This window comes from Moritella sp. Urea-trap-13, assembly GCF_002836355.1.
GTDB lineage: Bacteria > Pseudomonadota > Gammaproteobacteria > Enterobacterales > Moritellaceae > Moritella.
Genome location: NZ_PJCA01000035.1, coordinates 1 through 26,858, shown reverse-complemented (window position 1 = coordinate 26,858; position 26,858 = coordinate 1). Strand labels below are relative to the sequence as shown.

The following is a 26,858-nucleotide window of genomic DNA, read 5'->3' as shown; positions in this document are numbered from 1 at the left end:
ATAATTTGTTTTATATTATAAGCTTAGATAGCAATAATTAATAAAATACACACTTTAGGCACTAAGCCATTGAATGCCCGTATAAAGATCTATTTCAATAAAGGATGATTGAAAATCATATGCACAAAATTCTCGTTATATTTGCCCATCCTGCATTACAAAAATCAATTGCACATAAATCATTATTCAATGAAATTCAAAACATTGAAGGCGTTACTTGTCACGACCTTTACGATACTTACCCTGATTCATTTATCGACATTAAGCATGAACAAACCTTGTTGCTCAATCACGACATCATCGTCTTGCAATTTCCACTTTACTGGTACTCCTGCCCTGCAATTTTAAAAGAATGGCAGGATCTAGTTCTTGAACACGGTTTTGCTTATGGTGAACACGGCGATAAATTGGTGGGCAAAAAAATAATGCTGGCGATCTCAACGGGTGGTAGTGCCAATTCATACTCTACGACAGGTTACAACGAACATGACATTAGCCAATTCTTATTACCTTTTAGCCAAATGAGTAAGTTGTGTAATCTAGAATACCTGTCCCCCTTTGTTGTGCATGATATTCATAAGCGTCACGACCCTGAGCGAATAGCAGATAAAACCAAACAATATCGCCAACTGTTATTAATGTTGCAACAGCAAAGTGATGGCGCGACCACGACAGACATGGAGCGTAACCAATAATGGAACACGGCGTATTATTTAATATCTTCATCTACCTTGCAGCCGGAGTGGTGGCGGTACCGATCGCAAAACGTTTGGGACTCGGCTCAGTGCTAGGTTATTTGATTGCAGGCGTCATTGTCGGTCCTTATGCACTCAGCTTGATATCGAATCAAGAAGACGTCATGCATGTGGCCGAATTCGGTGTCGTGATGATGTTGTTTTTGGTCGGTTTAGAATTAAGGCCCGCGTTATTATGGCAACTGAAAATGCCTATTCTCGGTACCGGTGGCCTACAGCTTTGCGCAACGACTTTATCTATCTTCTTAATATTACTGGCTTGTGGTCTTGCTTGGCAAACCGCACTCGCGATAGGCTTAATCGTGGCGTTGTCATCCACTGCGATTGTGTTACAGAATTTACAAGAACGGGAGTTAATGAAAACAGAAGCCGGTAAGAATGCCTTTGCGGTATTATTATTTCAAGATATCGCCGTGATCCCTATTCTGTCTATATTACCTCTGCTCGTGATACAAGATACCGCGATCGTGGAGTCGACAACATCAGGCTGGCTAAGCGCACTCATGATTGCTGGCGTGATTGCTGGCATCATCATCGGTGGTCACTTTCTGGTAGTGCCGCTATTACGCGTTATCGCCGGCTCTCGCTCGCGTGAAATTTTCATCGCGACAGCATTAGCACTGGTTGTCGGCATTGCGTTAGCGATGGAAGCCGTGGGCTTATCTGCAGCACTCGGTACCTTCTTAGCTGGCGTGGTCTTGGCGGACAGTGAATATCGCCACGAACTTGAAAGTGATATTGAACCGTTTAAAAGTTTATTGCTCGGTATTTTCTTTATCTCTGTCGGTGCCAGTATTGATTTTACTTTGTTACTTGATCAACCGATATTAGTTGCCATGCTGGTTACTGGACTTATTGCGGTTAAATTTATTGTGTTGTTTATCACCGGCATCGTATTCAAGATCCAACGCAGTCAAAATTGGTTATTCTCATGCGCACTAGCACAAGGCGGTGAGTTTGCCTTTGTACTCACCTCATTCGCACTACAACGCCAAGTGCTTGATAATGAGATAGCCAGTTTATTGGTTCTGGTAGTGACTTTATCGATGGTATTTACCCCACTGTTGCTGATCATCTACGATAAAATAATCGCCCCAACATTCAAACGTAAAATTCCACTAGCCGAGAGTGAGGCCACTCCTGAACATCAGATCCCTGATGATACCGACAGCTCAGTGATCATCGCCGGCTTTGGTGGCTTTGGACAAGTTGTTGGTCGCCTACTTCACGGTTACCATATTAATACCACGATTTTGGAAAATGACGTTGGCCAGATAGAGTTATTACAGCAGTTTAAATACAAGGTATTTTATGGCGATGCCGAGCAGCTTAATTTATTACACGCTGCGGGGGCAGATAATGCCAAACTGTTTATTATTGCCGTTGAAAGCGCGAGTCGCACCAAGCGTATTTTAATTAAAGTTAAAAAGCATTTCCCACACTTAATCGTATTAGTACGCGCTACCGACCGTAATCATGCTCAGCAATTAATTCGTCTCGGTGCCGACCATGTATTTCGAGAATCGCTCGACTCAGGTATTAGCTTAGGAGTAGAAACCTTAAAGGCATTAGGGATGCGAGCCAATCAGGCGCATCGTGCTGGACAGGTTTTCCGTCGTCATGATGAAGCGGTATTACATGAAGAAGCCAAACATATACACGAAAATGAACCGGAATTTGTTAATCGTAGCCTGACAGAACGAAGAATATTGAAAAAACTATTAGGACTGGATGCGTTAACTTATTACGACAATTTAAATGATGCTTGGTCAACAGAAGCGCACAGTAATCAAGATAAAAATACCGTGGATAACTTAGCCGCGGCGCACAAACATAATAAATCGACAAGTGAACAGAGCTAATAACAGCGATGCTCACTTAACATCAGACTTGCTGAATTATCAGCAAGTCTGATGTTAAGTGAGCAAGTCTTCGGCAGCGTTAAAAATGCCACTGCAGATAAACAGTTTGATAGTTACTGCCACCTTTAATACGACCAAACATCGAGCTAGTTTCAAAGATACCCGAGCGATGATGGATGCTATAACCAAACCAAGTTTGCGCTAATGCTGGGTGATTAAAAATATCACCGACATTCACATCTAACGAAAAATCCAGATAGTTAAGGAGCTTAGATGTATTTTCATAATCACGTTTACCATCGTCACCCTCAAAATCTATGCCTTCAATATAAGTAACATTAGAGACATAAGACAAACCCTCTGCAATACCGACACGCCAGCGTGGGCCGAAATCAAAAGTATAAAACACTTTGATCGCCAGTATGGCTTCGGCAATATCGCTCTGCACATCAGAGCTATAATGCCATACTAGACCTGGAGTAAAGTAAATATCAATCGGCATTGTCAATAAGCTATCTGCAACCTGTGTACCATAAAAAACCGAGCTCATTTGATTGTTTTCGCTATCACGCTCGGCATTGAAGTTAAAAATATCACCGATATTAGACGGTGTGGCCCAACCATGGGCTAACCTTAGATATTCATCATTTTTATCTTTGCCAGCAGCCCTCACAAAAGGTTCATTTGGGTCGGGATAAAAAGCAATACCAAGGAAAGACTCCAATTGATAATTCTTTTCCACTACCGCTAAATCATAAACGTTATCTTCCAAACGTGTCACACCAAACTGGCCAATTAAATGTAAGTTACTGGTAACATGATAAGATGCTTTAATACCACCACTGGCAGAGACACCGGCGCCAGCTTCTTCAATCTCAAAACCGTAGTAATAATCATTAAATTCAGCACTTTTCCACCTTAACTCTGCAAACGGAATCAGCGCCCAGCTTTCATACTTCCAGCTATATTGCGTTCGTGTATAACCATAAACACGTTTACGACGATCAGATAAGACCGCAAGATCCGTTGTCCAAGGTCCATCGAAATAACGATACTGTAAACCAAAATCAAAAGACTGACCTTTTATCTCATTTTGGAATTCTTTAGGGATGTCGTTGAATCGAAAACGACTATATACATTGACCTGATGATCAGCATTTTGCCATAAATGCACACCACCTTCTAAGCCATTAATATAACCGTAGTCATTTTTAAATCGGATCATAGGTAAAATATCATACACGGCGGTATCTTCACTCACTTCAGATACAGCAAAAGGAATATCAGCGCGGCGTATGCCTATCGCAATCCCCCATTCGCTGACAGGCAAAAGCGGTAACTTAGCCTTTGTTACATCAACACTTTCACTCTGAGCAACCTCAGCAAGCGGATGAGCTTCAGCTTCAGATTGAGTTTGAGTGATATCAGCAATATTTGCTGTATTTTCAGCAGAAACAACACTTGAAGATAAGCTGAAAATACACACTAAATATATAATCTGGTGAAAACGGTCTGACATAAATTTCTTAATACCTTCAAGTTATAAATAATGATTTTTATATTACTAATAACCATATGAAACCACAATCTAAATTACGACTTAAGTCACAATATAGCTAAGTAAGTATTGACTAATTACACGCCAATTGGCTAATACCATCTAAATTTTCCCTTATCAAAATTTAGATTACCAATATTAATTAAACCATAAAAAACCACACGGTTAGTAGACGACCGGTCTACTAGGGAGTATGGTCTATCCATAGAAACTAGTTCAAGTAATTTTGCATTCAATTAAAAGACAATCGGTCACATACACTATCACGATTTAAAACAAGGATCTTTCATGACTCAATCAAATTCAGTTAATCGCCGTATTACACTTGCTTCACGTCCTGTAGGCGCGCCGACAGCAGCAAATTTCAGCCTTGAAGAAACCGTCATTCCGACACCTTCAGCAGGTGAGTTATTATTACGTACAAATTACTTATCATTAGACCCTTACATGCGTGGTCGTATGAATGATGGAGCCTCTTACGCTGAACCCGTGGCGATTGATGACACCATGGTTGGCGCGACAGTATGCCAAGTAGTAACGTCTTTACATCCTGATTATCAAGCTGGTGAATGGGTGCTGGCTTACACAGGCTGGCAGGATTATGGTATTTCAGACGGTGAAGGTTTGATTAAACTAGGTGCTGAGCCCACTAACCCTTCTTATGCACTTGGCATCCTGGGCATGCCAGGTTTTACTGCATACATGGGACTGCTCGATATTGGTCAACCTAAGTCAGGCGATACGCTAGTGGTAGCGGCAGCAACAGGTCCTGTTGGCGCTACTGTTGGTCAAATTGGTAAGATAAAGGGTTGTTACGTCATCGGTGTCGCTGGCGGTGCTGAAAAGTGCCAATATGCGGTAGATGTATTAGGCTTTGATAAATGTATTGACCACAAAGCTGAGGATTTTGATGCCCAGCTACAAGCAGCCTGCCCGACTGGCATCGATGTTTATTTTGAAAACGTCGGCGGTAAAGTATTTGATAGCGTGCTGCCACTGCTAAATACGGGGGCACGAGTGCCAGTTTGTGGTTTAGTATCGCAATATAACGCCACTGAATTACCATCAGGCCCAGACCGTTTATCACTGCTAATGGGCACGTTATTGGTGAAACGTATTAAGATGCAAGGTTTCATCATTTTTGATGATTATGCACCTCGCTACAATGAATTTTTCGTTGATATGATGGATTGGCTACAAGCAGGCAAAATCAAGTATCGCGAACACATGATTGATGGTTTAGAAAATGCATCAGCGGCATTCACCGGCATGTTGCAAGGTGAAAACTTCGGCAAACTTATCATTAAAGTTGCGTAATTCAGCAGTTATACAGAAAACGGAAGCTAACATGATCACATTACACCATTTAAACAAGTCACGTTCTAAACGTATTATCTGGTTATTAGAAGAGCTAGGTGTTGATTATAATGTTATTGCCTACCAACGCGATAGCCAAACATTCTTAGCCCCAGCAGAATTAAAAGCGATTCACCCACTGGGTAAGTCGCCAGTTATTGAAGATGACGGTTTAGTGATTGCGGAATCAGGCGCGATTACAGAATACCTGATCAATAAATATGCCGCAGAGACCCTAGCACCTAAGCCAGGATCTCAAGAATACATAGCCTATTCACAGTGGTTACATTTCGCTGAAAGCTCTGCAATTTTACCACTGTTATTAAAAATGTTTGTCGATAAAGACGGTTGTAAAACCAACTTTATGGCAGGGTATGCTGATATTGAGATTGCGAAAGTGATCAGTTATTTTGACACTTCACTAACAGGAAAAACCTATCTGGTTGCAGAGCAGTTAAGCGGTGCCGATATTATGATGTCATTTATTGTTGAGATCTTAGCAAACAATAATGTCCTGCATAACTTCCCTAACCTTACTCGCTACAATGAACAGCTGCATTCTCATCCAAGTCTATCAACTGCTGGTGACATTGAAGCAAAATACGACAATAGTTAATTTAAACTAATAATCTTAATATCACCAAGCCTCAGTTCATTATTAACTGGGGCTTTTTTGTATTCATTGTTACAAAAACAACAGGTTTTGTTATATTATAACATAACACTTGCGCACCGTTATTGTTATGTTATAACATCCTCAATCCTGAAGTAGCATAATAAACAATAAAGAAAATAAAATGCCGCACACTCAATCATCCACAACGACATCCTTGTTATTAACCAGTGTATTTACACGCCTCGGTATTTCCCTTGCCATCATTGGCATGCTTTGGGCTATATTGCCTTACCTTGCTGGATAATAAATAATGATTAAAATTAAAAACTTAAGTGTTTATTATCAAAAAAACATCGCGCTTAACAATATATCGACAACGTTAGATGACGGTGATCTCGTCGCGATTGTCGGTCCCAATGGCGCCGGTAAATCAACCTTATTAAAAAGCATCATGCGACAAATAACCATAAAATCAGGTTCTATCGATCTTGGTGATTTGAGTTTGCAGAATATTGCTTACTTACCACAAAGCAGCCAAATAGATCACACGTTTCCAATTACAGTGACTGAGTTTGTATCTGGCGGGGCTTGGCAGCGCACCCGTTTTTGGCGCGCCTTTAGCCGAGACGAACAGCGCTTATTACAGCAAGCATTAGCAAAAGTAGATCTTGCAGATATGGCTGAACGCCAAATTAGTCAGCTATCAGGCGGACAATTTCAGCGCATGTTATTTGCCCGCATGTTATTACAAAACGCCGACATTCTATTACTTGACGAACCCTTTGGTGGCGTTGATGCCCAGACTACGGAATTATTAATGCGTGTGATCCAAGAATGTCAGCAACAAGGTAAAACAGTTATAGCGGTGATCCACGATCTGGCCTTAGTACAACGCTACTTTCCCACCACATTACTTGTTGCAACCAACTTAATTGCCGCCGGTAAAACAGCTGAGGTATTAACTCAACCGTATTTACTGCAAGCAGGCTATCAACATTTTGCTCACTGCGCTGTGCATAACAGCTTTAATAATCCTGCTCTGAATGCTGTGAATAGTACCGCGAACAACAGCACAAGTAATAACACTACCGAACGTACAGCAACGTCTGTTACGACTAACATCGAGAACCGCGCATCATGAGTGCTCAATTATACGAACTATTTATCGCCCCTTTTGCTGATTTTGTATTTATGCAACGCGCCTTATGGGGAATTATAGTGCTGAGTATTAGTGCCACACCCGTCGGCGTATTCTTAACACTGAGACGAATGAGTTTGACTGGTGATGCGATGGCGCACGCTATCTTACCCGGCGCTGCCATTGGTTTTCTTATCTCTGGTTTATCCGTTACCGCTATGACCATTGGCGGCATTGTTGCTGGCTGTGTGGTCGCGGTATTAGCAGGCATAGTCGCTAGGCATTCAAAAGCAGAAGAAGATTCCAGCTTAGCGGCGTTTTACTTACTGTCTCTGGCCGTTGGCGTACTAATCATTTCCGCTAATGGCAGTAATGTCGATTTATTACATGTGCTATTTGGTTCGACACTCGCACTGAATAACGATGCTCTAACACTCATTACCATCATTGCGACTATCTCCACGTTAGCGCTCGCCCTGCTCTATCGACCGTTAGTTTTAGAGTGTGTTGATCCGCACTTCTTTAAAACGGTCAGTAAATTGAGCTCGATTGCTCACTATGGATTTTTACTGCTTGTGGTACTCAATCTGGTCGCTGGTTTTCAAGCGTTAGGCACCTTAATGGCAGTCGGCTTAATGATCTTACCCGCGGCAATAGCTCGATTTTGGTCGAATCATTTAGGCGGCATGTTAATCGTGGCCTTTATCAGCGCAGTGTTAAGTGGCTACTTCGGGTTGTTTCTTTCCTACCACGCCAGTTTAGCCACTAGCCCCGCTATTGTGTTGGTGCTTGGGCTGCTTTATATCACCTCATTAATATTTGGCCGCCAAGGCGGATTACTGTTTAAAAATCGCAATTAACTGTTAATGCTTAACAACTAACTCTTAATAAAAAATTTATAAAGGACGATCACATGCTTAAAAATACCCTGACGACATCAATGATACTACTTGGTTTAGGTGCCAGTTCTGCGGCGATGGCAGAACAAAAGCTGGCTGTCATTAGTAGCTTTTCCATCCTAGGCGATCTGGTATCAGAAGTAGGCAAAGAACATGTAACAGTGACCAACTTAGTGAAAATTGACGGTGATGCGCATGTATTTAGCCCCACACCTCAAGATGCTAAAGCTATTTCCAAAGCGCAGTTAGTTGTCACCAATGGATTACAGTTTGAAGGTTGGATGCCGCGTTTGATTGAAGCGGCTAACTACCAAGGCGTACAAGTTATCGCCGCTGATGGCATCGATGAACTAAGCTCAAAAGAAGGTGGCTGCGGGCATGACCACCATGATCACGAACAACATAACGATGAACATGAACATCATGACCACGAACAACATAACGACGAACACGAACACGAACATCATGACCATGAACAACATAACGACGAACACGACCACCATGATCACGAACTACATAACGATGAACATGAACAGCATAGCGACGAACATGCACATCATGACCATGAACAACATAGCGACGAACACGAGCATCGTGACCATGCACACCATGACCACGGTGATATAGATCCACACGCTTGGCATAGCATTAACAACGTTAAAGTCTACGTACGTAACATCGCAAAAGGACTGATTCAAGTTGATCCTAAAAACCGTCTTGATTATCAGCAAAATGCCGCTCACTATACTGAAGAACTTGATCAGTTAGCCTTAAAATTATGTGCTCAACTGGCAACGATACCGGAAGCTCAACGCAAGGTGATCACACCCCATGATGCGTTTGCTTATTTCGCGCGAGATTTCAATGTCACCTTCTTATCGCCACAAGGAACAAGTACAGGTTCTGAAGCAAGTGCAGCTGATGTCGCTAAGCTAATTAAACAAATTCGTCATGATAATGTCAACGCGGTATTCATGGAAAACATCGCCGATAATCGCTTAATAGAACAGATTAGCCGTGAAACAGACGCTAAAATAGGCGGCAAGCTATACTCTGATGCGTTATCGTCTCCTGACCAACCTGCGTCGACTTACCTAAAGATGATGCAATATAACGTAAATACCATAGTCGACGCTTTAAAGTAATAACAGCAAGACACAAAAAAGCCCGAAACATATTCACGAGTAAAATATTTTTATATTTAGTCGGTTTATGTTTCGGGCTTTTCAATGATGTTTAATGACTAAAACATCGGCGACATACCAACAGGTCGAGACTCAAGTAATAATACCCCGAGTAATATTAATACCAAACCACCAACAATCGGTACAATGAATTTGCTGATATTCACTTGATTACTCGGTGCTTTACGCTGTTTGCCAGCGGATAAATAGCGTCTAACCGCCTGTTTGCCGGTAATGGTCATAATTGCAATAGTAGACGTAGTTAGCGCCGTACCTAACGCCATGACTACAGCACTGACAATCCCTAACCAATAAATATCCAGCATATTGGCAAATAACAACACCATGATAGCGCCAGTACAAGGACGAATACCAATACTTAAGATGATAGCCAAATACTCTTTAAATGATGAAGCATCGTTAATTTGTGCTGACGACACCACATGCTGATGACCACAGCCACAGTTTTCATCATGTACATGATTAGCTAAAGGTGACGCCGTAAATGCTGTTTGTTGCGCATCTGATAACGGTGTTAAGCGTTGAATAACGCTACTATCATTACTGTTTAATGCCTTTTTATTGTCTTTAACCACCCGGTACATCAACACTAAGTTACGCCAAATAATGACAACACCTAATAAAATAGCGGTATAGAAGCTTAAAGGAATGAGCAGTTCAGCTTTATGGTTAATATCTCGCATCGATGCATCAAACAGCATCAATAATACCGACACTAACCCCACAGCAACCAATGCCTGCATAAGTGAAGAGACCAGCGTAATGATAAGGCTTAACTTTACTTTTGCATCTTGCGTGGCAATATAAGTGGTGACGATGAGCTTGCCGTGACCAGGACCGACGGAATGTAAAATACCATATAGAAAGCTCATCACCATGAGCGACATTCCCGCCATTAAACCCTCGTGTTTAGCCGCATATAACAACTCACTAAGCTCACTATTTATCTGCTTTTGCCAATGCATACCAGTCGTCATAAGTGTTGGCCAGATAGTCCAAATACCAAGGCCCAAAATAGCAATACTGGCGATAACCATGATGAAGCTTAATTTCGTTACCAAATGCGATTTAATAACCTGTTGCTTAGTCGTTCTACGATTAGAAAATAACGGTGTCATTCTTTATTCCTGTGTTCATATCTGCGAAGGCTGGCAATTAATTATCGCCGTTTGAGTAAACAACTCCCCAAGCGCATCATCGCGCGAAGAATCGACAGGTAAGGACATCACATACGCCAGTTGTTCGGATGTAGGTTTAGCATCAATAACCGACAACCTACAGTATTGTGCCAATTTCGACGATAGCTGAATTGCATTTTTGGCCGGCCAACTCATATCAACATAGTAGCTTGGATCATAAATGAGCAGTTTGAGTATTTTATTAGACAAAATTAACGGTTTTTTCAGTGGTAAATAAAACGCTAGCCGCGCCTTAAGTTTATCTTGCACTAGAGAGCCATTTTCAGCTAAAGCGTATTTAACTGGCATACCTGCTTCATAAAAATAAGTAAGGTAATGATTGGTTGTCATATTCTGCATAATCGAATCTGCCAGTAGCTGTAATGATTCGGCTTTATTTTCCGATGATAAATCTTCACCATCAAGCATATAAGCAGAAGTCATGGCATCAAACTCCCACGACATCTTAAAACCAGTAATATGTTTACCGTCGCCCTGAATTTCAGTTTGCATGTCTACCCATGAGTGCGGGTGTGCAACGCTACCTATACTAGTAAAAGCCAGCAACATCAGCGCTACTTTCCTAAATAGATCAAAGTAATTACCTGTTAATCTTACACTAAAGTTCATGTTCAACTCTCTAAACGGCTATGAATAGCAAATTCGACTAAACGTTATAATATAACATTACAATGTTTAGATAAAGTCCTAAAGTTGATTGCTGTAACGGATAATTTGAGAGATTAATTCAACTACACAATGAGTTTATGCTGAATTAATAAATCGACATTTATATGCCGTGCTCTTCCGACCAATCTTTTAAACGTTTTAGAATATCCAACGCAGTACGACCAAATTCGGTGATTTCATAGGTTACCGCAATCGGTCTGTCACTGATCACTTCTCGTATAACCAAACCTTCGCTTTCCAACTCTTTTAGACGTTGATCAACCATCTTCTTACTTGCGCCGCCTAACATCCGCGATAAATCATTGAAACGGACGGGGCCATCTTGTAGGTGCCAAAGTATAGAGGCTTTCCATTTCCCACCCAGCATGCGCATTCCACGCTCAACAGAACAAGGTTCTCCACACGGATTGATAACTTTTTTTTGACCATTAGCCATTGTTTCTACAGTTGTTTTCATTATTCACCACTAGGTTACTAAAAGTATACTGGTTGCTTTTATATCCCAGTATATCAAAATAGCCTACATAAACACCTTATAAACTTACTGTATATTCAGGAATGACCAATATGCCAACGTTAACTTCTTATGAGCCAATCAGTCGTGCTGCTATCGGCGCGGTGAACATTACCACAGCTGAGCAATTACCAATCTTAGTCAGCGCCGCCCAACAAGCGCAACGAGACTGGGCAAAGTTATCGTTAAGCATGCGTCAGCAACAACTCAACCACGCTTTTCAACAGCTAACGCCTGTGCAAGATCAGTTAGCCAAATTGATCAGCCAAGAAATGGGCAAAGACTATCGCCGTGCAACCTATGAAGCTGGAGGTACAGTCCAAAGCGCCAGCTACTTTACTGATGAAATTGCGCAAGCGTTGGCTCCTGAGCGTTTAGATCGCAATACCGAATTACAATACCGGCCGCTGGGTATTATCGCGGTGATCGCGCCTTGGAATTACCCTTTAGCTATGGCCAACAATCTATTAATGCCGGCATTAATGGCTGGTAATGCGGTGATATTAAAGCCCTCTGAAGAAACGCCCTTAGTCGCCGAATTGTTTGTTAATACCCTCAATAAAGTATTGCCAAAGGGGTTATTACAACTTGCCCAAGGCGATGGCGAAACAGGTAAAGCATTAGTGGCTAGCGCTATCCATATGGTGGCGTTTACCGGTTCTATGGCAACCGGTAAACACATTATGGCCCGCGCCGCGCCAGCGTTGAAACGACTGGTGATGGAACTTGGCGGTAACGATCCAATGATCGTCATGGCCAGTGCTGACATTGATGCTGCCGTGCAATTTGCCGTTGCCAGCTCATTTGAAAATGCTGGGCAGATGTGTACATCAACCGAACGCGTTTATGTCGATGCTCGTATTGCAACAGAATTTGAACGTAAAGTGGTGGCGCTTGCTCGTCAATATCAGGTCGGGGCTTGGGATAAACCACGCGTTAACATTGGTCCTCTGGTTAATCCTGTGCAACATCAAAAGGTATTAGAGCAATTGCAAGATGCCACGCAAAAAGGCGCACAATTACTCTTGGGTCGTGATGATTACCCATTGCCTTTTATTCAGCCAACAGTCGTTACGGGCATGACTGCCGACATGAGCCTAGAGTGCGATGAGACCTTTGGTCCGGTTGTAGCGATTAGTCATTTCAAGCATATTGATGAGGCGATCAGCCGTGCTAATGACAGTCCGTATGGTTTAGGCGCGGTAGTATTTGGTGGTCAGGGCGCAGCGGCGGTAGCCGAACAACTTGAAGCTGGCATGGTCGGTATTAATCAGGGTGTGGGCGGCGGCGGACCTTGGGTTGGCGCTAAGCAAAGTGGCTTTGGTTTTCATGGTACCGCAGCAGGTCACCGCCAATTCGCCCAAGTGCGAGTCGTCAGTAAATAACCCCTGTTTTGATTAATGTGCGGATTAACAGCCGCCTTATTACACTTGCAGTTACAGTTCGAGGATAAGTCATATGAATACCACAGAGAACGGCACTGAGAAAAGCACAACGTCGAGCGCGAGCACTGCTACAACGACGACAGCAACATCGAGTAATGATTTTTTTGTCGCCGCTTATGAAGCCGGCGCAGAACACCCTGCACTGCCAACTTGGGCAAATCATAAGCTTAATCTCGCGGCATTAGCACCGCGCGCGGCACAGACCGTAACCCGTAAAGATTTAGATCAAGTACCCGGTGCGTTTCAGCTGTTAAATGTATTCTCTCCAGAGGAATGCCAACGACTTATCAATACCAGTGAGTCAATGGGTTACTTAGCCGATGCAGCGGTGTCTTTACCGCGAGATGTGCGCCATAACGACAGCCTGACTTGGGTCGTGGATAAGCAAACCGATGGGTTAATTTGGAACCGCGTGAAGCATTTAATGACCGATGAACAGGGGTTATTTGGTGGTAAAGCGGCATTGGGGATTAACGCCCGTTTTCGTTTTTACCGTTACAGCAAAGGCGATTACTTTAAACCACACTCTGATGGTTCTTGGCCTGGCAGTCGAGTGATTAATAATAAATTAATTGCCGATTCTTATGGCGATCGTTTTAGCCAAATGACCTTCTTGATCTTACTAAGCGAAGATTTTGATGGCGGCGCGACTCGGTTCTTAGTCAATGCTAATGATGCCAGCCAACCCGCTCGTCGTGGTAGTCCAGTGGCTGAAGTGGATATTCGTACGCCAGCAGGCAGCATTTTATGTTTCCCACATGGCATGCATCCGCTGCATTGTATCCATAGTTCGGAGCCGATTTATCGCGGCGTTAAATACATCATTCGTAGTGATGTGTTATTTGCCTTATAGAGATTTAAATTTAAAAACTTATCTCATTCCTGTATGGTGAAGCACAATAAATTATAAATTGACTACTGTCTGCTAAAAGACACTGTAATCAACACCATTTGCACGATATCAGGGAATAGTTATGAAAATTATCAGCCAAAAAATGCGTAAGTTATTATTAATTATCGCGTTGCCAGTACTCGCTTCGGGCTGTGCAGGTAAAATGGAAAAACTCGATAGCAATACTGAATTTGGCCCAGAGCCACAAAATTACCAACAAACCATTAAAGCTTACTTTGCAGAAGAGTTAAATAACCCTGAGTTAGCAGAATATGTGATCAGCGAACCAATGAAGTTTTATCGCTCACAGCCATCTCTTTCTGGTATTGGTGGCGGCGTTAAGTGGCACGCTTGGGTAGCAGAAGTAGGTATTCCAGGTAAAGCCGTATACAAATTCCTATCAGGAAGTAATAACGATCTTCTGCATTACTACGTGCGTTTTGACGGTAATGAAATTGACACAGTTTATGAAGGTAAAGGCTACAACTCATTAAAAAATGAAACTGGCTTTACCGTTGGTGAATACGCTAGCATCGACAACATTACAATGACAGCAGAAACAACCAAAGTCATTGAAACTGAAAAAGCAGAAGAAGAAGCAGAGTTGATTAACAGCTTTGAATCTATTCGCGCATTAAACACGCTATATAAAGAAGGTATTATTACCGAAGAAGAATATAGCCTGAAGAAAAAAGCTATCTTAAAAATCTAATCATGCTTTAAATTATCGTCATGAATGAATCAAACGCCAAAGTATCACATTTGATACTTTGGCGTTTTTCTATTGTTCGTCAAATACATCCATCATTCTTATATCTTTAACTCTTATCTCTTATCTCTTATCTCTTATCTCTTATCTCTTTAATTCATATTAGCCACATCATCCACGCTAATCACATCTTTAGGCGCAGAAATATAACCTTGATAACCAGCAGTACGTAATGATCGGATTTGTTCTAATTGTTGCTGATTTTCAATCGCGGTCATGATCACCTCAATATTAAGTCCTTTGGCAATATTAACTAACGCGCGACATAATTCATTATTCTGTTGGTTATTACTGTAAAAAGCCAACGATTGATCCAGTTTCACATAATGCGGCTTTAACTGCTGTAAATAACTTAACGACCCCATCTGACGGCCACAATGATCAATACCAAGTTGCGCGCCGCCTGCACGGATCAGTTCAGCTAACTGTATACATGCAGCCAAATTATTATTCGCACCGACTTCAGGGATCTCAAAATAAATCCGCTCGGCAAACTTAGTTTTCTGTAAAAATGCAGCTAACCAAGTATGAAATTCAGGGTCCTGTAAACTATCATGGGTTAGATTCACCGCGACGGGTTCGTTGTGCATAGCCAAAATATCTTGCTCAACAAGCGATTCTAATAAACAACGATCGAGCTGACTACCCAATGACAATAATTCGACATACGGCATAAATTGACCTGCACGCACTTGCTTACCATCAATGTTTAATCGGCAATATAACTCACGCTGTAATACCTCATTATGCTCGCTATCCAACACTGACTGCCACTGAAATACAAACTGATTTTGATTAATAGCAGTCACTAAACGATTACGCCACTGCTCACGATTAAACTCTTGTTGATTCTGACTATCAAACCAACTGCTGGCTTTATTCGTCGCCACGGCTTGCTGTAAAGCATTATCAGCCTGTGATAATAGTTCGCTAGTTTGCATATCACCATCACGCTCTGTCACACCAATGGCAAAACCACTGTTAGGCACACAACCTGCTTTTGACATTTCTTGATTAATCAAACGGATCAATGATTGTAAATATAACTTGATATCCTGACGCTCACCCTTAGTGATCAGTAAAGCAAACTCAGTGTTAGCGATACGGGCAATCACACTTTCAGCAATCGGAGGTAATTGCTCTTGCATCCGCAGCGCCAATACTCGAATAGTTTCATCGCGGACTTGATAGCCATATTTACTGTGGATCTCATCTAGCCAATCCATCTTCACTAATAACAGGCCGCCATAACCGGGATCGGTTAACCAACTAGTTATTTGCCCAGTAAGGTACTGACGATTAGGTAAATTAGACACACCATCAATCAAATTATCACGGCGTAAACTATCCACTTCATTATCTAAAGTATTAAACACTTGCTTAAGCTGACCAGACATCGAGTTAATCGATTCCACCACCATTTTCAGTTCGGCTGTTTTTGGCAATGCCATATCAGGATTAAATACCCGCTGCGCGATCTCACTGGCATGAGTAGCAATGTCATTCAACGGCGTTAATAATGTCTTTAGCCTAAAATGTAACACTAAAATAGATAACAAAAATAATACTGATATCACCATTAAGGTATTGTTCATCACCCGCCATAATTCTCGATAGCCTAAACCAGGATGCGCTTCAATCTTCAAGTTAGCAAGTTGTAACCATCCCGACGTAATAACACTTTCACTGCTTTGACTCGCAAATAAATCCAAATCAATAAACCATTGCGGTACCCCTTCCACTACGATCGGGTTTTCCCACTCCTGAACCTGCTGATCGGCTAACCAAGTCAAACTGACCTTACGGTAAAAGCCACCTTCAAAGATCACGTTAACTAAGGTTTCGGCGGCAACCATATCACCTGTTTGTAGGTGTGGTTTTAGCATCAAACTTAATGAAGTACTGGCATTATTCAGCTCTGATTCCATTTGATTGGCCATAAAGTTACGCGTTTCAGTAAACTGAAAATACGCCAAACTTGTCATCACCAATACAAAAAGGCCAAATAACAACGAGTAGATCTGTTTAAACAAGGTCATTCATATTACTCCAAACTCAGCTTGGCTTGTTTAAGGTTTAACAAGCCCATGCGCTGATTTAAATTACTCCAACGTTTTAAACGTTGTGATTTACCGGCCAAAACCCCTTGGCCTTTTTCTTTATTTAGCCATAATTTTTTACCGTTAAAACTGTATACTGGCAGCAGATCATTGCGTTGATCTGCGGGTTTTATCTCACCATCAATATTATCCAAAATCAGTGGTACAGCCCCAGGTGTTGGATAATAGGCAACCACCATATGATATTGGTTCAGCGTTAATGACTTAACCATAGTGATGCGCATCTTTTCGTCGTCAATACCCAGCTCTAATAAACTAAAATATTTAGCGATTGCAAAGTCTTCACAGTCACCACCGTTGACCCCAATAAACTCGATCGGTGTGGCCCAATAGTTTTCAACCCCCCACAATTTACTGTCGTCAATAAACTGTAATTGATTAAAAAAACTATTTATCTTACTCAATTTTTCCGCAGTAGAAGCCCCCTCCGCATTCGCCATAATAGTCAACCAAGCACGACCTCGCAGCGCGGCTCGTTGGCCATAATTATCACTAAGTGCAGCTACAATTTTTTGGTTATTAAGTTTAGGTACCGATTTAGCAGGTAAACCAAATACCAGTAATAACATCAAGGTAACTGTTAATTTAACGAGTCGAATAGGATCCATCCCAAGGTGAAAAATACTAATGACAGCGACGACTAAAGCGTTTTATCAACACTGTAAATCGTCCATTTCATATCTTGAGTTAAATTTTCACCACTTAACTCCGCGACGATCCGACGATTACGTTTATGCGCTGACTTACTATTGCCTTCATCGAGTAACCGTTCAAAACCATAACCTATCGCCGATACGCGTGACGTGGTGATACCAAATTTATTAATCAACAGGTCCATCACCGCTTGCGCTCTGCGCTGGGATAAATCCATGTTTAACGCCGCACTACCCTGCTTACTCGAATGTCCTTCAATAATCACATCTAAGTCGGGGTAGCGGGTCATAAAGTCGGCAAGGCCTTTAATATCAGCGAAGTAACGTGCAGAGATAACTGCTGAATTATTACCAAAATTAACATTTAATTCTTGTCTCACGGTATTAACCGTGTCACCACCACAGCCGCTATTATTGACCTGTGAACCCAGCACTGAATTTAAGCACTGCTCACGATAAGTAATCACCCCATCGGCGTCATCATCACTTAAATCATTTTCTTGTTGCTGTTGTTCTGGCATAGCGATGGTTACTGTCGGCGTCGATGGCGCCGCGGCTTTTGCTTGTAACTCAGCGATAGTTTCACAGCCTAATAGCAGGAAACTCATTAAAAAAATGCTTAATAATTTCATTACTCAACGCCTCCCGCGTATTGATGTTCACCTTGCCAAACAGTCGGTCGCGTCACCCTTAACGAATCCAACAATTGGCCGGTCGCGTTTAATAATCGATACTGAGTGATAATCTCACTAAATTCAGCATCAACGAATTCTTTACGTGCTTCAAATAACTCATTTTCGGTATCGAGTAGATCCAGTAAGCTACGTTGCCCCAGTTTAAACTGTTGTTCATAAGCCGCTTGTGAGTCTTTCGAGGCAATGACGTGCTCTTTGATATACTGCATCTGTAAGCCCAGTAGCTCATGTGCATTCCAAGCTAAGGTAAAACCTTCGGTGATTTGACGATGCACGCTGCGATTAATTTCACTCGCTTCTGTGATCTTATATGCAGTCTCTTTCGCTAACGCTTTGTCTTTGCCGCCGGCATACAAATTGTAAGAAAAACGCACCATCGCTGTCACATCATTACTATGTCCGCCAACACCATTACCATCGACACCGTCAAGGTCGTTATTAAAGTTAGCGTCCACTTCAAATGTCACTTTCGGATAGTAATTCGATTTGGCGGCATCATGCTGATAGCGCGCCGAGGTAATATCGTTGTTCGATGATTTAACCACCGGATGATTAACCAGTGCATCGCGTAATCCGATTTGTCGATCTGTTGGCAACAACGCTACATCTGGAATTGGAATGACCAAATTATCAGGCTGCTGGTCTGTCACTCTAATGAATTGTGCTTGGCTGTCTAAATAATTATTTTTTGCTGAAATGACATTTGATTGCGCACGCGCCAATCGACCAGTAATTTGAGATAAATCGGCAATACTACCAAGACCCGAATTGGTACGTTCTTGGATCTGCCCAAAAATAGTCTTATGTGTCGATAAGTTACGCTCAGATAACTCCAGAATACTCTGACTATTTAGCAGGTTGGTATACACTTTAGCGACATCTAACGCGACATCTTCAGCGGTACCGAATAAACGCCACTGTTCAGCGCTAGTCGCATAACTAGTGCGGCTAATATCACTGCTGGTTTGAAAACCACTAAATAAGCTTTGCTTAAGGCTCATCCCAAACTCACCGCGATTTAGATCCTCAGTCTCATCTCCACTTGCGCGTGTCCCTGGGCTATTGGTATATTCATAACCATAACCCCCAGTCATATTAATACTCGGTAAATAGCCCGATTCAGCTTGCTGCACTTGTTCTTCACGCACTTTGAATTTAGTGAAGGCAATGCGAATATCTGGATGACTACTTAACGTCATCGCGACAGCTTCCTCTACAGACTGGGCATTAACAGCTGTAGACCAGCCAATCACAGAGCACATCAGTGCAGGGTAAAGTAACCCTTTAGTGAATAATTTCGGCTGACAAAAAGAGTCGCTGATTAGCATTTTTTTTTCCTTGTTATATGTATTCATGTGCAATTTAAAGCTCCCTGAGCGCCATCGCTTTGGCTCTCAACACTGGATTTAATATGTACTCAAGTACTGTTCGTTTACCGATGATGACATCAACTGACGTCATCATCCCGGGAATAATCGGCATGTCATGATTGCCCTGAATATCTGAAATATCTGTTCGAACCCGAATAATATAAAAACTATTACCGTCTTCATCTTGAGTTGTATCTGCACTGATGTGTTCAACCACACCTTTTAAACCACCATAGCGAGTGAAATCATAAGCGGTTATTTTCACCACAGCCGTTAATCCTAAATGGACAAAGGCAATATCCTTAGGTTTAATCTTGGCTTCAATTAATAATTTATCTTCTGTTGGTACTATCTCTAATAATGCTTGACCAGGCTGTATTACACCGCCCAATGTCCTAATATGTATTGTTTTAATTGTACCGACTACAGGTGAGACGATTAGGGCTTTATTGACCTTATCTTCTGCACCGACCTTAGCTTCTGTAATGCGAGAAAATTTACTTTGTAATTCATTAAGCTGGGCACGCGCATCGGCGCGGTAGTTCAGTACCGCTTCTCGACGTTTTAATACTGCTTCTGCCATCGCTGACTCTAGTTTTGGTACCATTAAACGAATCGAATTTAACTCACCTTTAATACTATTGACGCTGCGCTCTAACTTAAGTAATTCAACCTCTGAAATGATAAACTTTTTCGCTAATGGTCGCGTTAATGCGAGTTCTCGCGAGGCAAATTTATAACTAATTTCTAACGTTTTAATTTTTGATTTTAGCTCTTTGGTTTCTTCAAATCGCTGCTGGATCTGCTGCCCTTGAATGGCAACCTGATTGGTTAGACTATCTAATCTAGCCCGATATTCATCTTGCTGACGGGTAACCAAATAAGGTAAATTTTGCTGTAGATCATCGGGGAAAATAAGTGGTGTTTTAGTGATCTTAATTTGCAACTGCCAATTAGGCACATCCGCCACTAAGATACTGCTTAATTCGCTGCGTAAACGAATAATATCGGCCCGTAAACTATCAACTTCCTGACGTTGCTGCGCTAAGTCTGCTCGAAAACGGGTATCGTCAATCCGTGCTAACGCTTGGTTTTTAGTAACTAAAGCGCCTTCTTGTACATATAAATCCTGTAAAATACCGCCATCTAAGCTTTGAATAATCTGGATTTGAGAAGAGGGAACCACTTTACCCATACCCGTAGTCACACGATCTAACTTGGCAAAATAAGCCCATACGATAAAACTAAATACGAAAGCGGTAACCGCCCATATGGTTAATCGGTGAATGCGGGGACTTTGCGTTAATAACGCACCATAAACATCATCAGCCATCTCTAAATCTTGCTTACTTATTTTCATTGTGTCGCACCAGGAACTAAAGCGCCACTCTTCAATTTTTCGAGAATAATGGCTTTCGGGCCATCAGCCACTAACCGGCCTTTATCCAATACGATGATCCGGTCAACCAACTGTAATAAATGCATTTTATGGGTAATTAATAATAACGTACGATCTTTGGCAATGATCTGCATTGAGTTAATAAATTGTTTTTCCGAGCGCGCATCAAGGCTAGCCGTAGGTTCATCTAATAATAAAATCTGCGGATCATTTAAGATGGCTCGTGCTAAGGCGATAGACTGACGTTGACCGCGAGATAAGGCTTTACCGCCCTCGCCGACTTGTTGATCCAGACCTTGTGAATCTAGATCAGTAAACATGTTTACCCCAGAAAACTGCACGGCTCGGATCAATTGGTATTCAGTGACTTGCTTAGCACCAAACAAAATATTCTCTTTAATGGTACCGTGAAACAGGGTGATATCTTGCGGTAAATAACCAAAATTACGGCGTAGATCACTGGGGTGGATCTGCTGTTGATTCATGCCATCAAACTGTAAACTGCCCGTAGTGGGTTGATATAAACCTAATAATAATTTGGCTAAGGTACTTTTACCCGAGCCATTACGACCAATAATCGCTACTTTCTCACCCGGTTGAATCTGCAAAGACAATGGGTATAAGCTTGGTTTCTCTACGTCAGGATAGTTAAACCCTAATTGTTCTAAGGCGATCTTACCTTCCAGTTTACTGCGACTAGCAAGGTGGGCTTTATCTTCAAATTCATCAACTTGTTCCATGATCGCATCAAGCTGGCGCATGGCACTGATGGTTTGATTAGAACGAGTCATTAGCGAGGCTATTTTAGCCATTGGGGAAATTGCACGACTGGATAACATCACAGCTGCGATAATAGCACCCATCGAGATCTCGTTGTCTGCAACGCGATATACCCCTAATACAACAACGCCAATAACAGAGACTTGCACAATCAAGCTCGCCACATTCGCTACTGAGTTAGTGATCACTTTCGCTTTTAGCTGCCAAGTGGATATATGCCCGAGCATTTGTTGCCAGCTTTGTTGTACCACACCTTCAGCACCGTTAGCTTTAATCAATTCAAGAACCGATAAACTTTCCACTAAATGGCCATGACGTAAACTGGAGAATTTGTTGCCTTCTTCAATCGCATGACGTAAACGCGGTTGTATCAATAAGGTATAACCAATAATCAGTAAGGTTGCGATCACCGAAAACATGGCTAAGTCACCAGCGACTAACCAGATAATAATCATAAACAAGATAGCAAAAGGAAGATCAACTAACGCAGTGATCGTCGCAGAGGATAAAAATTCGCGCACACTATCAAATTCACTGAGTTGCTTGGCCATGCCACCAACACTCGATGCCCGTTTTTCTAATGGCATACCGATGACTTTGGCAAACAGTTTAGCGGAGGTTTCTAAGTCGACTTTTTTCCCTGCTACATCGATAAGATAACCACGTAATTGCTTCATGATGAAGTCAAAGATATAAGCTACTGTTGCACCAATCGCCAATACCCAAAGTGACTCAAAAGCCAAGTTAGGCACTACCTTGTCGTACACATTCATCACAAATAGTGGCGATACTAAGGCAAATAAATTGACTAATACCGAGGCGATAATAACGTCACGATAAATAGAACTCGAAGACTTAACCGTTTGCCATAACCAGTGTTTTTTGGTGTCATGTAAATGCACATCAAATTCACGGTCACCGTGGTATTGCTGCTTAACTAAAAACAAATAACCCACATAAATAGCTTCCAACTCAGCGATAGCCAGTACCACTTCACCACCGGTTTCTGGCATGGAAATAACCGCTTTGTCCGCTGCAATATCTAACTCTTGCAGCACACAAGCTTTTTGATCTTTTAGCAGTAATATACACGGCAATAACATGCGCGGTAATTCATTCAAGCCTTTTTGACTTAGTTTAGCGCTGAGTCCGGCTCGCGATGCCGCTTGAGGTACCAATTCAGGTGAAAGATGTGCACCCGATATAGATAAACCAGCTGTCAACGCTTCACCCGAACACGGATTACCAAAGTGTTCAGTCAATAAAATTAAACAATCCAGCAGTGGATCCTCAATCATGCGTTGAGAAGGGTGTATATCCCACTGTGATGTTGACGCTGTATTCGTTACTACCTGCACTGCCATTTATTCCCTTAAAATTTCAAAAAATCAGCTATTAAATTAAGATGTCATCAACATCATTCAATATACTATTAATACCTGCAGTACTTGTAAAGTCAACATCAGGATAAGCAGCGCTTAAATCAACATTATCCAGAATGATCACTTGGCTAACCGAAGAAGAGTCTCCTTTAGCATGGATGCTGATCGTCGTTGTATCACTACCAAAACTGAGATCCAAGTAATCACCAAGGTCATCCGAGTTTACACCTTGCAGCAAATCGCTCAAATCTATTTTATCTTCGAGGATATTAAAATCAGTAATAAGATCAGTTGCAGGAACCGCCACAGTACCGTCTAACCAAACAAAGGTATCAATACCGCTACCACCAGTGAGGATGTCGTTGCCTGTGCCGCCGATAAGAATATCGTTATCAGTACCACCATTTAAAGTATCGTTATCATTACCACCGAGTAAAATGTCATTACCCGCCTCACCATTTAACGTATCATTCTTACCCAAACCAGATAGTAAATCATCACCGTCACCACCATTTAATTTACTTTTAACACCATTATGACTACTGTCATAAATATAATCATCGGTATCGCCAGCATTATATTTATTAGCGGATTTATGTCCCGCTTGGGTTTCGGTATCAGCAATCAACTCGCTTAAAACATAAGGGTTGGAGTCAATATCAGTAACAATATTAGAGTTAGCGTTATTTCCTGAAACAACATCTTTAATTTCTATATTAAGCTGACCATCAACAGTATTACCTTCTGCATCACGCAGCTCGATTGCAATGATTTCAGTTTGATCTTGGTCGACATCATTAGGGATAAACGTATAGCTACCCGTTGCGAAATCAATTTCAAATATGCCATACGTAGTTTCAATGGCTGCACTAGTATCAGTTGTACTCGTTGGCGCATTATTTGGGTTATCCCAAGTAATCGTTTTTTCACCATCAAAACTATAACGAGTACCATTAATAGTGACTGATGCGACTTCTGCATCGAGCGCTGCACTCACGCCGGCTAAGAAATTACCCGTATAATTAGCATTGAGTGAATCCTGCAATACTTTTGTTAACTCTGCAGGATCATCAAGTATTATCGGTGCGTTACCAAGTGAGATAGGGGTTAAATTATCAATAACATCTTGTTTCTCATTAGTTGAAACATCGATACCTACGGTATACACATTATCAATGTTGTAATTTTTTGTGAATGCAATCCAATCAGCTTCAACATCATCTTTCACGCCATAACCATCCGATGGTGCGCCATCACTAATGAAATACACATCAGTTGGATCGCTAGGATCTACATCACCATTGGTAATGCCCTTTTCAAACTCAGACATAACTTTTTCAAGTGCATCTTTATAGCTGGTACCACCATCTGCACTTAGTTTACCAATAAACTTATTCGCCTCGCCCAACATATCATCACCACTAAACCATACTGATGCTATTGTCTTGTATTCAAAACCGATAATTTGGATACTGGCATTAGTTTTATCATCGTACGTAGCCAACAATGCTTTAATCGCATTTGTTGCTTCAGTAAAGGTGTCCCCTTTCATGCTGCCAGAGATATCTAACACAATAATGACGTTTGTATCCGGCGTCATGTCATCATTCACCGAGATAGTTTGATCTACATTGACGATAGCAAGCGGAGATACTGGTACAACGACAGGATCGGAAGTCAGTTCACTGGTCACTGTCTCTCCGTCTATCACGGCAGTGTCTGTAATATTTGCAACAACAGAAACGTCAAATGCAGGATAGTCTGTTTCAACAATGACTTTAACATCTGCAGCTTCAGCGGGGGTTAGTGTCCAAGTGCCATCATTATTTAGTTCTCCGGCTGTTAATGAAGCATCACTCGGAATACCAGAAATGGTATATGATGTAATGACTTCACTGCTGTCAGTATCGGTTACCGCACCTGAGATGTTAAGTTCAATCTCATAACCTTCGACTTGCTCTGAAGTTTGCTCAAGATCCGAGATATTGGTCAATACTCCATTTTGATAATTGAAAATACCGTTGTCAAAAACAAGTTCTTCGACATCATTGCTACCTGAGATTTTTATATAGCTACTTTTGCCATTAAACTTCATCAGTATATAGTTAGAGTCATGAACATAAGGTAATATATCAGCTTCACCCGAATTACCATTAAACACCAGCTTATCATCACTTTTATACCCACGAATTGTATCTACAGAAGTACTTGAACCTGAATTGAAAAATATAATATTATCAGGTAATTCATGATCACTTAGCGCAGCATAATAATCATAATCCATGTCTATATTAGTAGTTATAGTGCCTGATTCTACATCCCCGAGCTCAATACTAAGCATCGGCTGGTCAGCTTCAGGCTGCACACCAATAGACACAGTAGCGACATTAGAAACATTGCCTGCAGCATCTGTTAAAGTATAAGTAAAGCTGTCATTACCGCTGTAATTACCAGTTGCTTGATAAGTAACGGTACCATTATCATTAATGGTTACAACACCATGCACTGGCTCTGACTCGATAGTAATGGTGACGCCTTGTTGCTCACTATCATTACCCAGTATATCGATATCAACATCACCGCCTTCGTTCACCTCTATCACACCTCTACTTGAGCTATGCGATAAATTCTCTTCTACCCAGACATTTTGATTGTTACTATCATTGAGTTCCATTTCAAATACATAAGCACCACCTTGGTCCCAATAGTAAACTTCAACAGTATGCTCACCCGCCGCTAATGCAATATTGTTGAATTGGGTCGTTTGCGATGACGTATTACCATTATAGGTATATTCCTTACCGTCAATGATCACTACAAAACCGTCATCATGAGTAAGATTTAAACTAAACTTCCCACCTTCGGTAATATTCAGCTTACCTGAAAGTTTAATAATACCGTCAGTAGCGGCTTCAGTACTTGAACCTTCAATACTACTTGCGTCATCGTTAAGGAAAGAAATCAAATTAGATGGGATACCATCACTGTTAATATCATCAGCTAAATCTTTATCACCTTTATGGTAATCAACTTCGGTTGAAATAAAGTTTATTTCAGCTTTATTTGCGGCAATGTAATCTTGTATTTGTTGGTAGTTATTCAGATTGCTGTGACCAGCTGCTTTATCGTTATAACCCCAGTATTCGCCTTTAAGGCCGCTGATTGTTTGGATTGGATCGTCTATGGCGATTGGGGGAGTTATATCAACTATCGTGCTCACAGTTCCGGTATCGGCGGTCAGTTTTTCATAACTGCCGGTTTCTCCGGCATGCGCTTCCGAAACGTCCGAGATACTATTAGTGATAACAATATTGTTATTCGAATCATCCGTGTTCACCATAATTACTAGGCTACCGCTAAGACCATCCTGCGTCACCCCGTTAAGCACACTGCCTTTAGCATAAATGGTAATTTCGCCTTGAGTGGTTGTCACGGTCACATCGTTGTTAGCTGCATTGTCTAAGGTCACCGTATACGTTAATAATGCGCCATCTTCATTGATACTGCTGTGATCAACACTTAACGTCGCGGTGGTGGTGTCCACGCTATCTGTTACCGTCACGGTCGCCGTATCGCTCGTCG

At 41.7% G+C, this 26,858-nt stretch carries 22 protein-coding genes; 11 read left to right on the top strand and 11 right to left on the bottom strand.

Going from position 1 to position 26,858, the window contains the following annotated elements:
- Window positions 1-119 precede the first annotated feature (119 nt).
- The gene (locus tag CXF93_RS16380; RefSeq protein ID WP_101063605.1) at window positions 120-695 is read left to right on the top strand and encodes an NAD(P)H-dependent oxidoreductase; all 576 of its coding nucleotides are present in this window, start codon (window positions 120-122) and stop codon (window positions 693-695) included.
- Window positions 695-2,617, top strand: coding sequence for a monovalent cation:proton antiporter-2 (CPA2) family protein (locus CXF93_RS16375; protein ID WP_101063604.1), 1,923 nt, complete (start codon window positions 695-697; stop codon window positions 2,615-2,617). The genes CXF93_RS16380 and CXF93_RS16375 overlap by 1 nt, the downstream gene beginning before the upstream one ends.
- 79 nt (window positions 2,618-2,696) lie before the next feature.
- On the opposite strand, the gene CXF93_RS16370 is transcribed toward CXF93_RS16375, so the two are convergent.
- Window positions 2,697-4,136: a MipA/OmpV family protein gene (locus CXF93_RS16370; RefSeq protein ID WP_101063603.1), complete on the bottom strand. Its 1,440-nt coding sequence runs from the start codon at window positions 4,134-4,136 to the stop codon at window positions 2,697-2,699.
- 327 nt (window positions 4,137-4,463) lie between these two features.
- Between CXF93_RS16370 and CXF93_RS16365 the strand changes: the two genes are divergently transcribed.
- The 6 genes from CXF93_RS16365 (at window position 4,464) to CXF93_RS16345 (ending at window position 9,329) form a co-directional block, all read left to right on the top strand.
- Window positions 4,464-5,492: an NADP-dependent oxidoreductase gene (locus CXF93_RS16365; RefSeq protein WP_101063602.1), complete on the top strand. Its 1,029-nt coding sequence runs from the start codon at window positions 4,464-4,466 to the stop codon at window positions 5,490-5,492.
- Window positions 5,493-5,523: 31 nt separating this feature from the next.
- Window positions 5,524-6,147: a glutathione S-transferase family protein gene (locus CXF93_RS16360; RefSeq protein ID WP_101063656.1), complete on the top strand. Its 624-nt coding sequence runs from the start codon at window positions 5,524-5,526 to the stop codon at window positions 6,145-6,147.
- A gap of 181 nt (window positions 6,148-6,328) precedes the next feature.
- Complete coding sequence (locus CXF93_RS22380; protein ID WP_255418848.1) at window positions 6,329-6,451, top strand: hypothetical protein; 123 nt, start codon at window positions 6,329-6,331, stop codon at window positions 6,449-6,451.
- Between the two features lie 6 nt (window positions 6,452-6,457).
- Window positions 6,458-7,288, top strand: a complete 831-nt coding sequence (locus tag CXF93_RS16355) for a metal ABC transporter ATP-binding protein (protein WP_101063601.1) — start codon at window positions 6,458-6,460, stop codon at window positions 7,286-7,288.
- Window positions 7,285-8,145 (top strand): metal ABC transporter permease, encoded by an 861-nt coding sequence (locus CXF93_RS16350; protein WP_101063600.1) that lies wholly within the window; start codon window positions 7,285-7,287, stop codon window positions 8,143-8,145. Before CXF93_RS16355 ends, CXF93_RS16350 begins: the two co-directional genes overlap by 4 nt.
- Before the next feature lie 53 nt (window positions 8,146-8,198).
- Window positions 8,199-9,329 (top strand): metal ABC transporter solute-binding protein, Zn/Mn family, encoded by a 1,131-nt coding sequence (locus CXF93_RS16345; protein WP_101063599.1) that lies wholly within the window; start codon window positions 8,199-8,201, stop codon window positions 9,327-9,329.
- Window positions 9,330-9,427: 98 nt separating this feature from the next.
- Here the strand turns inward: CXF93_RS16345 and CXF93_RS16340 are convergent, their stop codons facing one another.
- The 3 genes from CXF93_RS16340 to CXF93_RS16330 all read right to left on the bottom strand — a co-directional run bounded on the left by CXF93_RS16340 (window position 9,428) and on the right by CXF93_RS16330 (window position 11,714).
- Window positions 9,428-10,507, bottom strand: a complete 1,080-nt coding sequence (locus CXF93_RS16340) for a nickel/cobalt transporter (RefSeq protein WP_101063598.1) — start codon at window positions 10,505-10,507, stop codon at window positions 9,428-9,430.
- Between the two features lie 15 nt (window positions 10,508-10,522).
- The gene (locus CXF93_RS16335) at window positions 10,523-11,197 is read right to left on the bottom strand and encodes a DUF1007 family protein (protein WP_101063597.1); all 675 of its coding nucleotides are present in this window, start codon (window positions 11,195-11,197) and stop codon (window positions 10,523-10,525) included.
- Window positions 11,198-11,357: 160 nt separating this feature from the next.
- The gene (locus CXF93_RS16330) at window positions 11,358-11,714 is read right to left on the bottom strand and encodes a helix-turn-helix domain-containing protein (protein ID WP_101063596.1); all 357 of its coding nucleotides are present in this window, start codon (window positions 11,712-11,714) and stop codon (window positions 11,358-11,360) included.
- A gap of 110 nt (window positions 11,715-11,824) precedes the next feature.
- Between CXF93_RS16330 and CXF93_RS16325 the strand changes: the two genes are divergently transcribed.
- The 3 genes from CXF93_RS16325 (at window position 11,825) to CXF93_RS16315 (ending at window position 14,820) form a co-directional block, all read left to right on the top strand.
- Window positions 11,825-13,156: an aldehyde dehydrogenase gene (locus tag CXF93_RS16325; RefSeq protein ID WP_101063595.1), complete on the top strand. Its 1,332-nt coding sequence runs from the start codon at window positions 11,825-11,827 to the stop codon at window positions 13,154-13,156.
- 73 nt (window positions 13,157-13,229) lie between these two features.
- Window positions 13,230-14,069, top strand: a complete 840-nt coding sequence (locus CXF93_RS16320) for a 2OG-Fe(II) oxygenase (RefSeq protein WP_101063594.1) — start codon at window positions 13,230-13,232, stop codon at window positions 14,067-14,069.
- A 121-nt stretch (window positions 14,070-14,190) separates the two neighbouring features.
- Complete coding sequence (locus tag CXF93_RS16315; RefSeq protein WP_101063593.1) at window positions 14,191-14,820, top strand: SHOCT domain-containing protein; 630 nt, start codon at window positions 14,191-14,193, stop codon at window positions 14,818-14,820.
- 149 nt (window positions 14,821-14,969) lie between these two features.
- On the opposite strand, the gene CXF93_RS16310 is transcribed toward CXF93_RS16315, so the two are convergent.
- The 7 genes from CXF93_RS16310 to CXF93_RS16280 all read right to left on the bottom strand — a co-directional run.
- Window positions 14,970-16,916 carry an EAL domain-containing protein gene (locus CXF93_RS16310; protein WP_101063592.1) on the bottom strand — a complete coding sequence of 649 codons (1,947 nt, stop codon included), beginning with the start codon at window positions 16,914-16,916 and terminating at the stop codon, window positions 14,970-14,972.
- Between the two features lie 5 nt (window positions 16,917-16,921).
- Window positions 16,922-17,605 (bottom strand): transglutaminase-like cysteine peptidase, encoded by a 684-nt coding sequence (locus CXF93_RS16305; protein WP_369832226.1) that lies wholly within the window; start codon window positions 17,603-17,605, stop codon window positions 16,922-16,924.
- A gap of 32 nt (window positions 17,606-17,637) precedes the next feature.
- The gene (locus CXF93_RS16300) at window positions 17,638-18,282 is read right to left on the bottom strand and encodes an OmpA family protein (RefSeq protein ID WP_101063590.1); all 645 of its coding nucleotides are present in this window, start codon (window positions 18,280-18,282) and stop codon (window positions 17,638-17,640) included.
- On the bottom strand, window positions 18,282-19,673 hold the full coding sequence (locus tag CXF93_RS16295; RefSeq protein ID WP_101063589.1) for a TolC family outer membrane protein: 1,392 nt from the start codon (window positions 19,671-19,673) through the stop codon (window positions 18,282-18,284). The genes CXF93_RS16300 and CXF93_RS16295 overlap by 1 nt, the downstream gene beginning before the upstream one ends.
- A 34-nt stretch (window positions 19,674-19,707) precedes the next feature.
- Complete coding sequence (locus tag CXF93_RS16290; protein WP_101063588.1) at window positions 19,708-21,075, bottom strand: HlyD family type I secretion periplasmic adaptor subunit; 1,368 nt, start codon at window positions 21,073-21,075, stop codon at window positions 19,708-19,710.
- On the bottom strand, window positions 21,072-23,258 hold the full coding sequence (locus CXF93_RS16285; RefSeq protein ID WP_101063587.1) for a type I secretion system permease/ATPase: 2,187 nt from the start codon (window positions 23,256-23,258) through the stop codon (window positions 21,072-21,074). The genes CXF93_RS16290 and CXF93_RS16285 overlap by 4 nt, the downstream gene beginning before the upstream one ends.
- 31 nt (window positions 23,259-23,289) lie before the next feature.
- On the bottom strand, window positions 23,290-26,858 hold a 3,569-nt coding region (locus CXF93_RS16280; protein WP_157824462.1), incomplete at its 5' end, for an Ig-like domain-containing protein.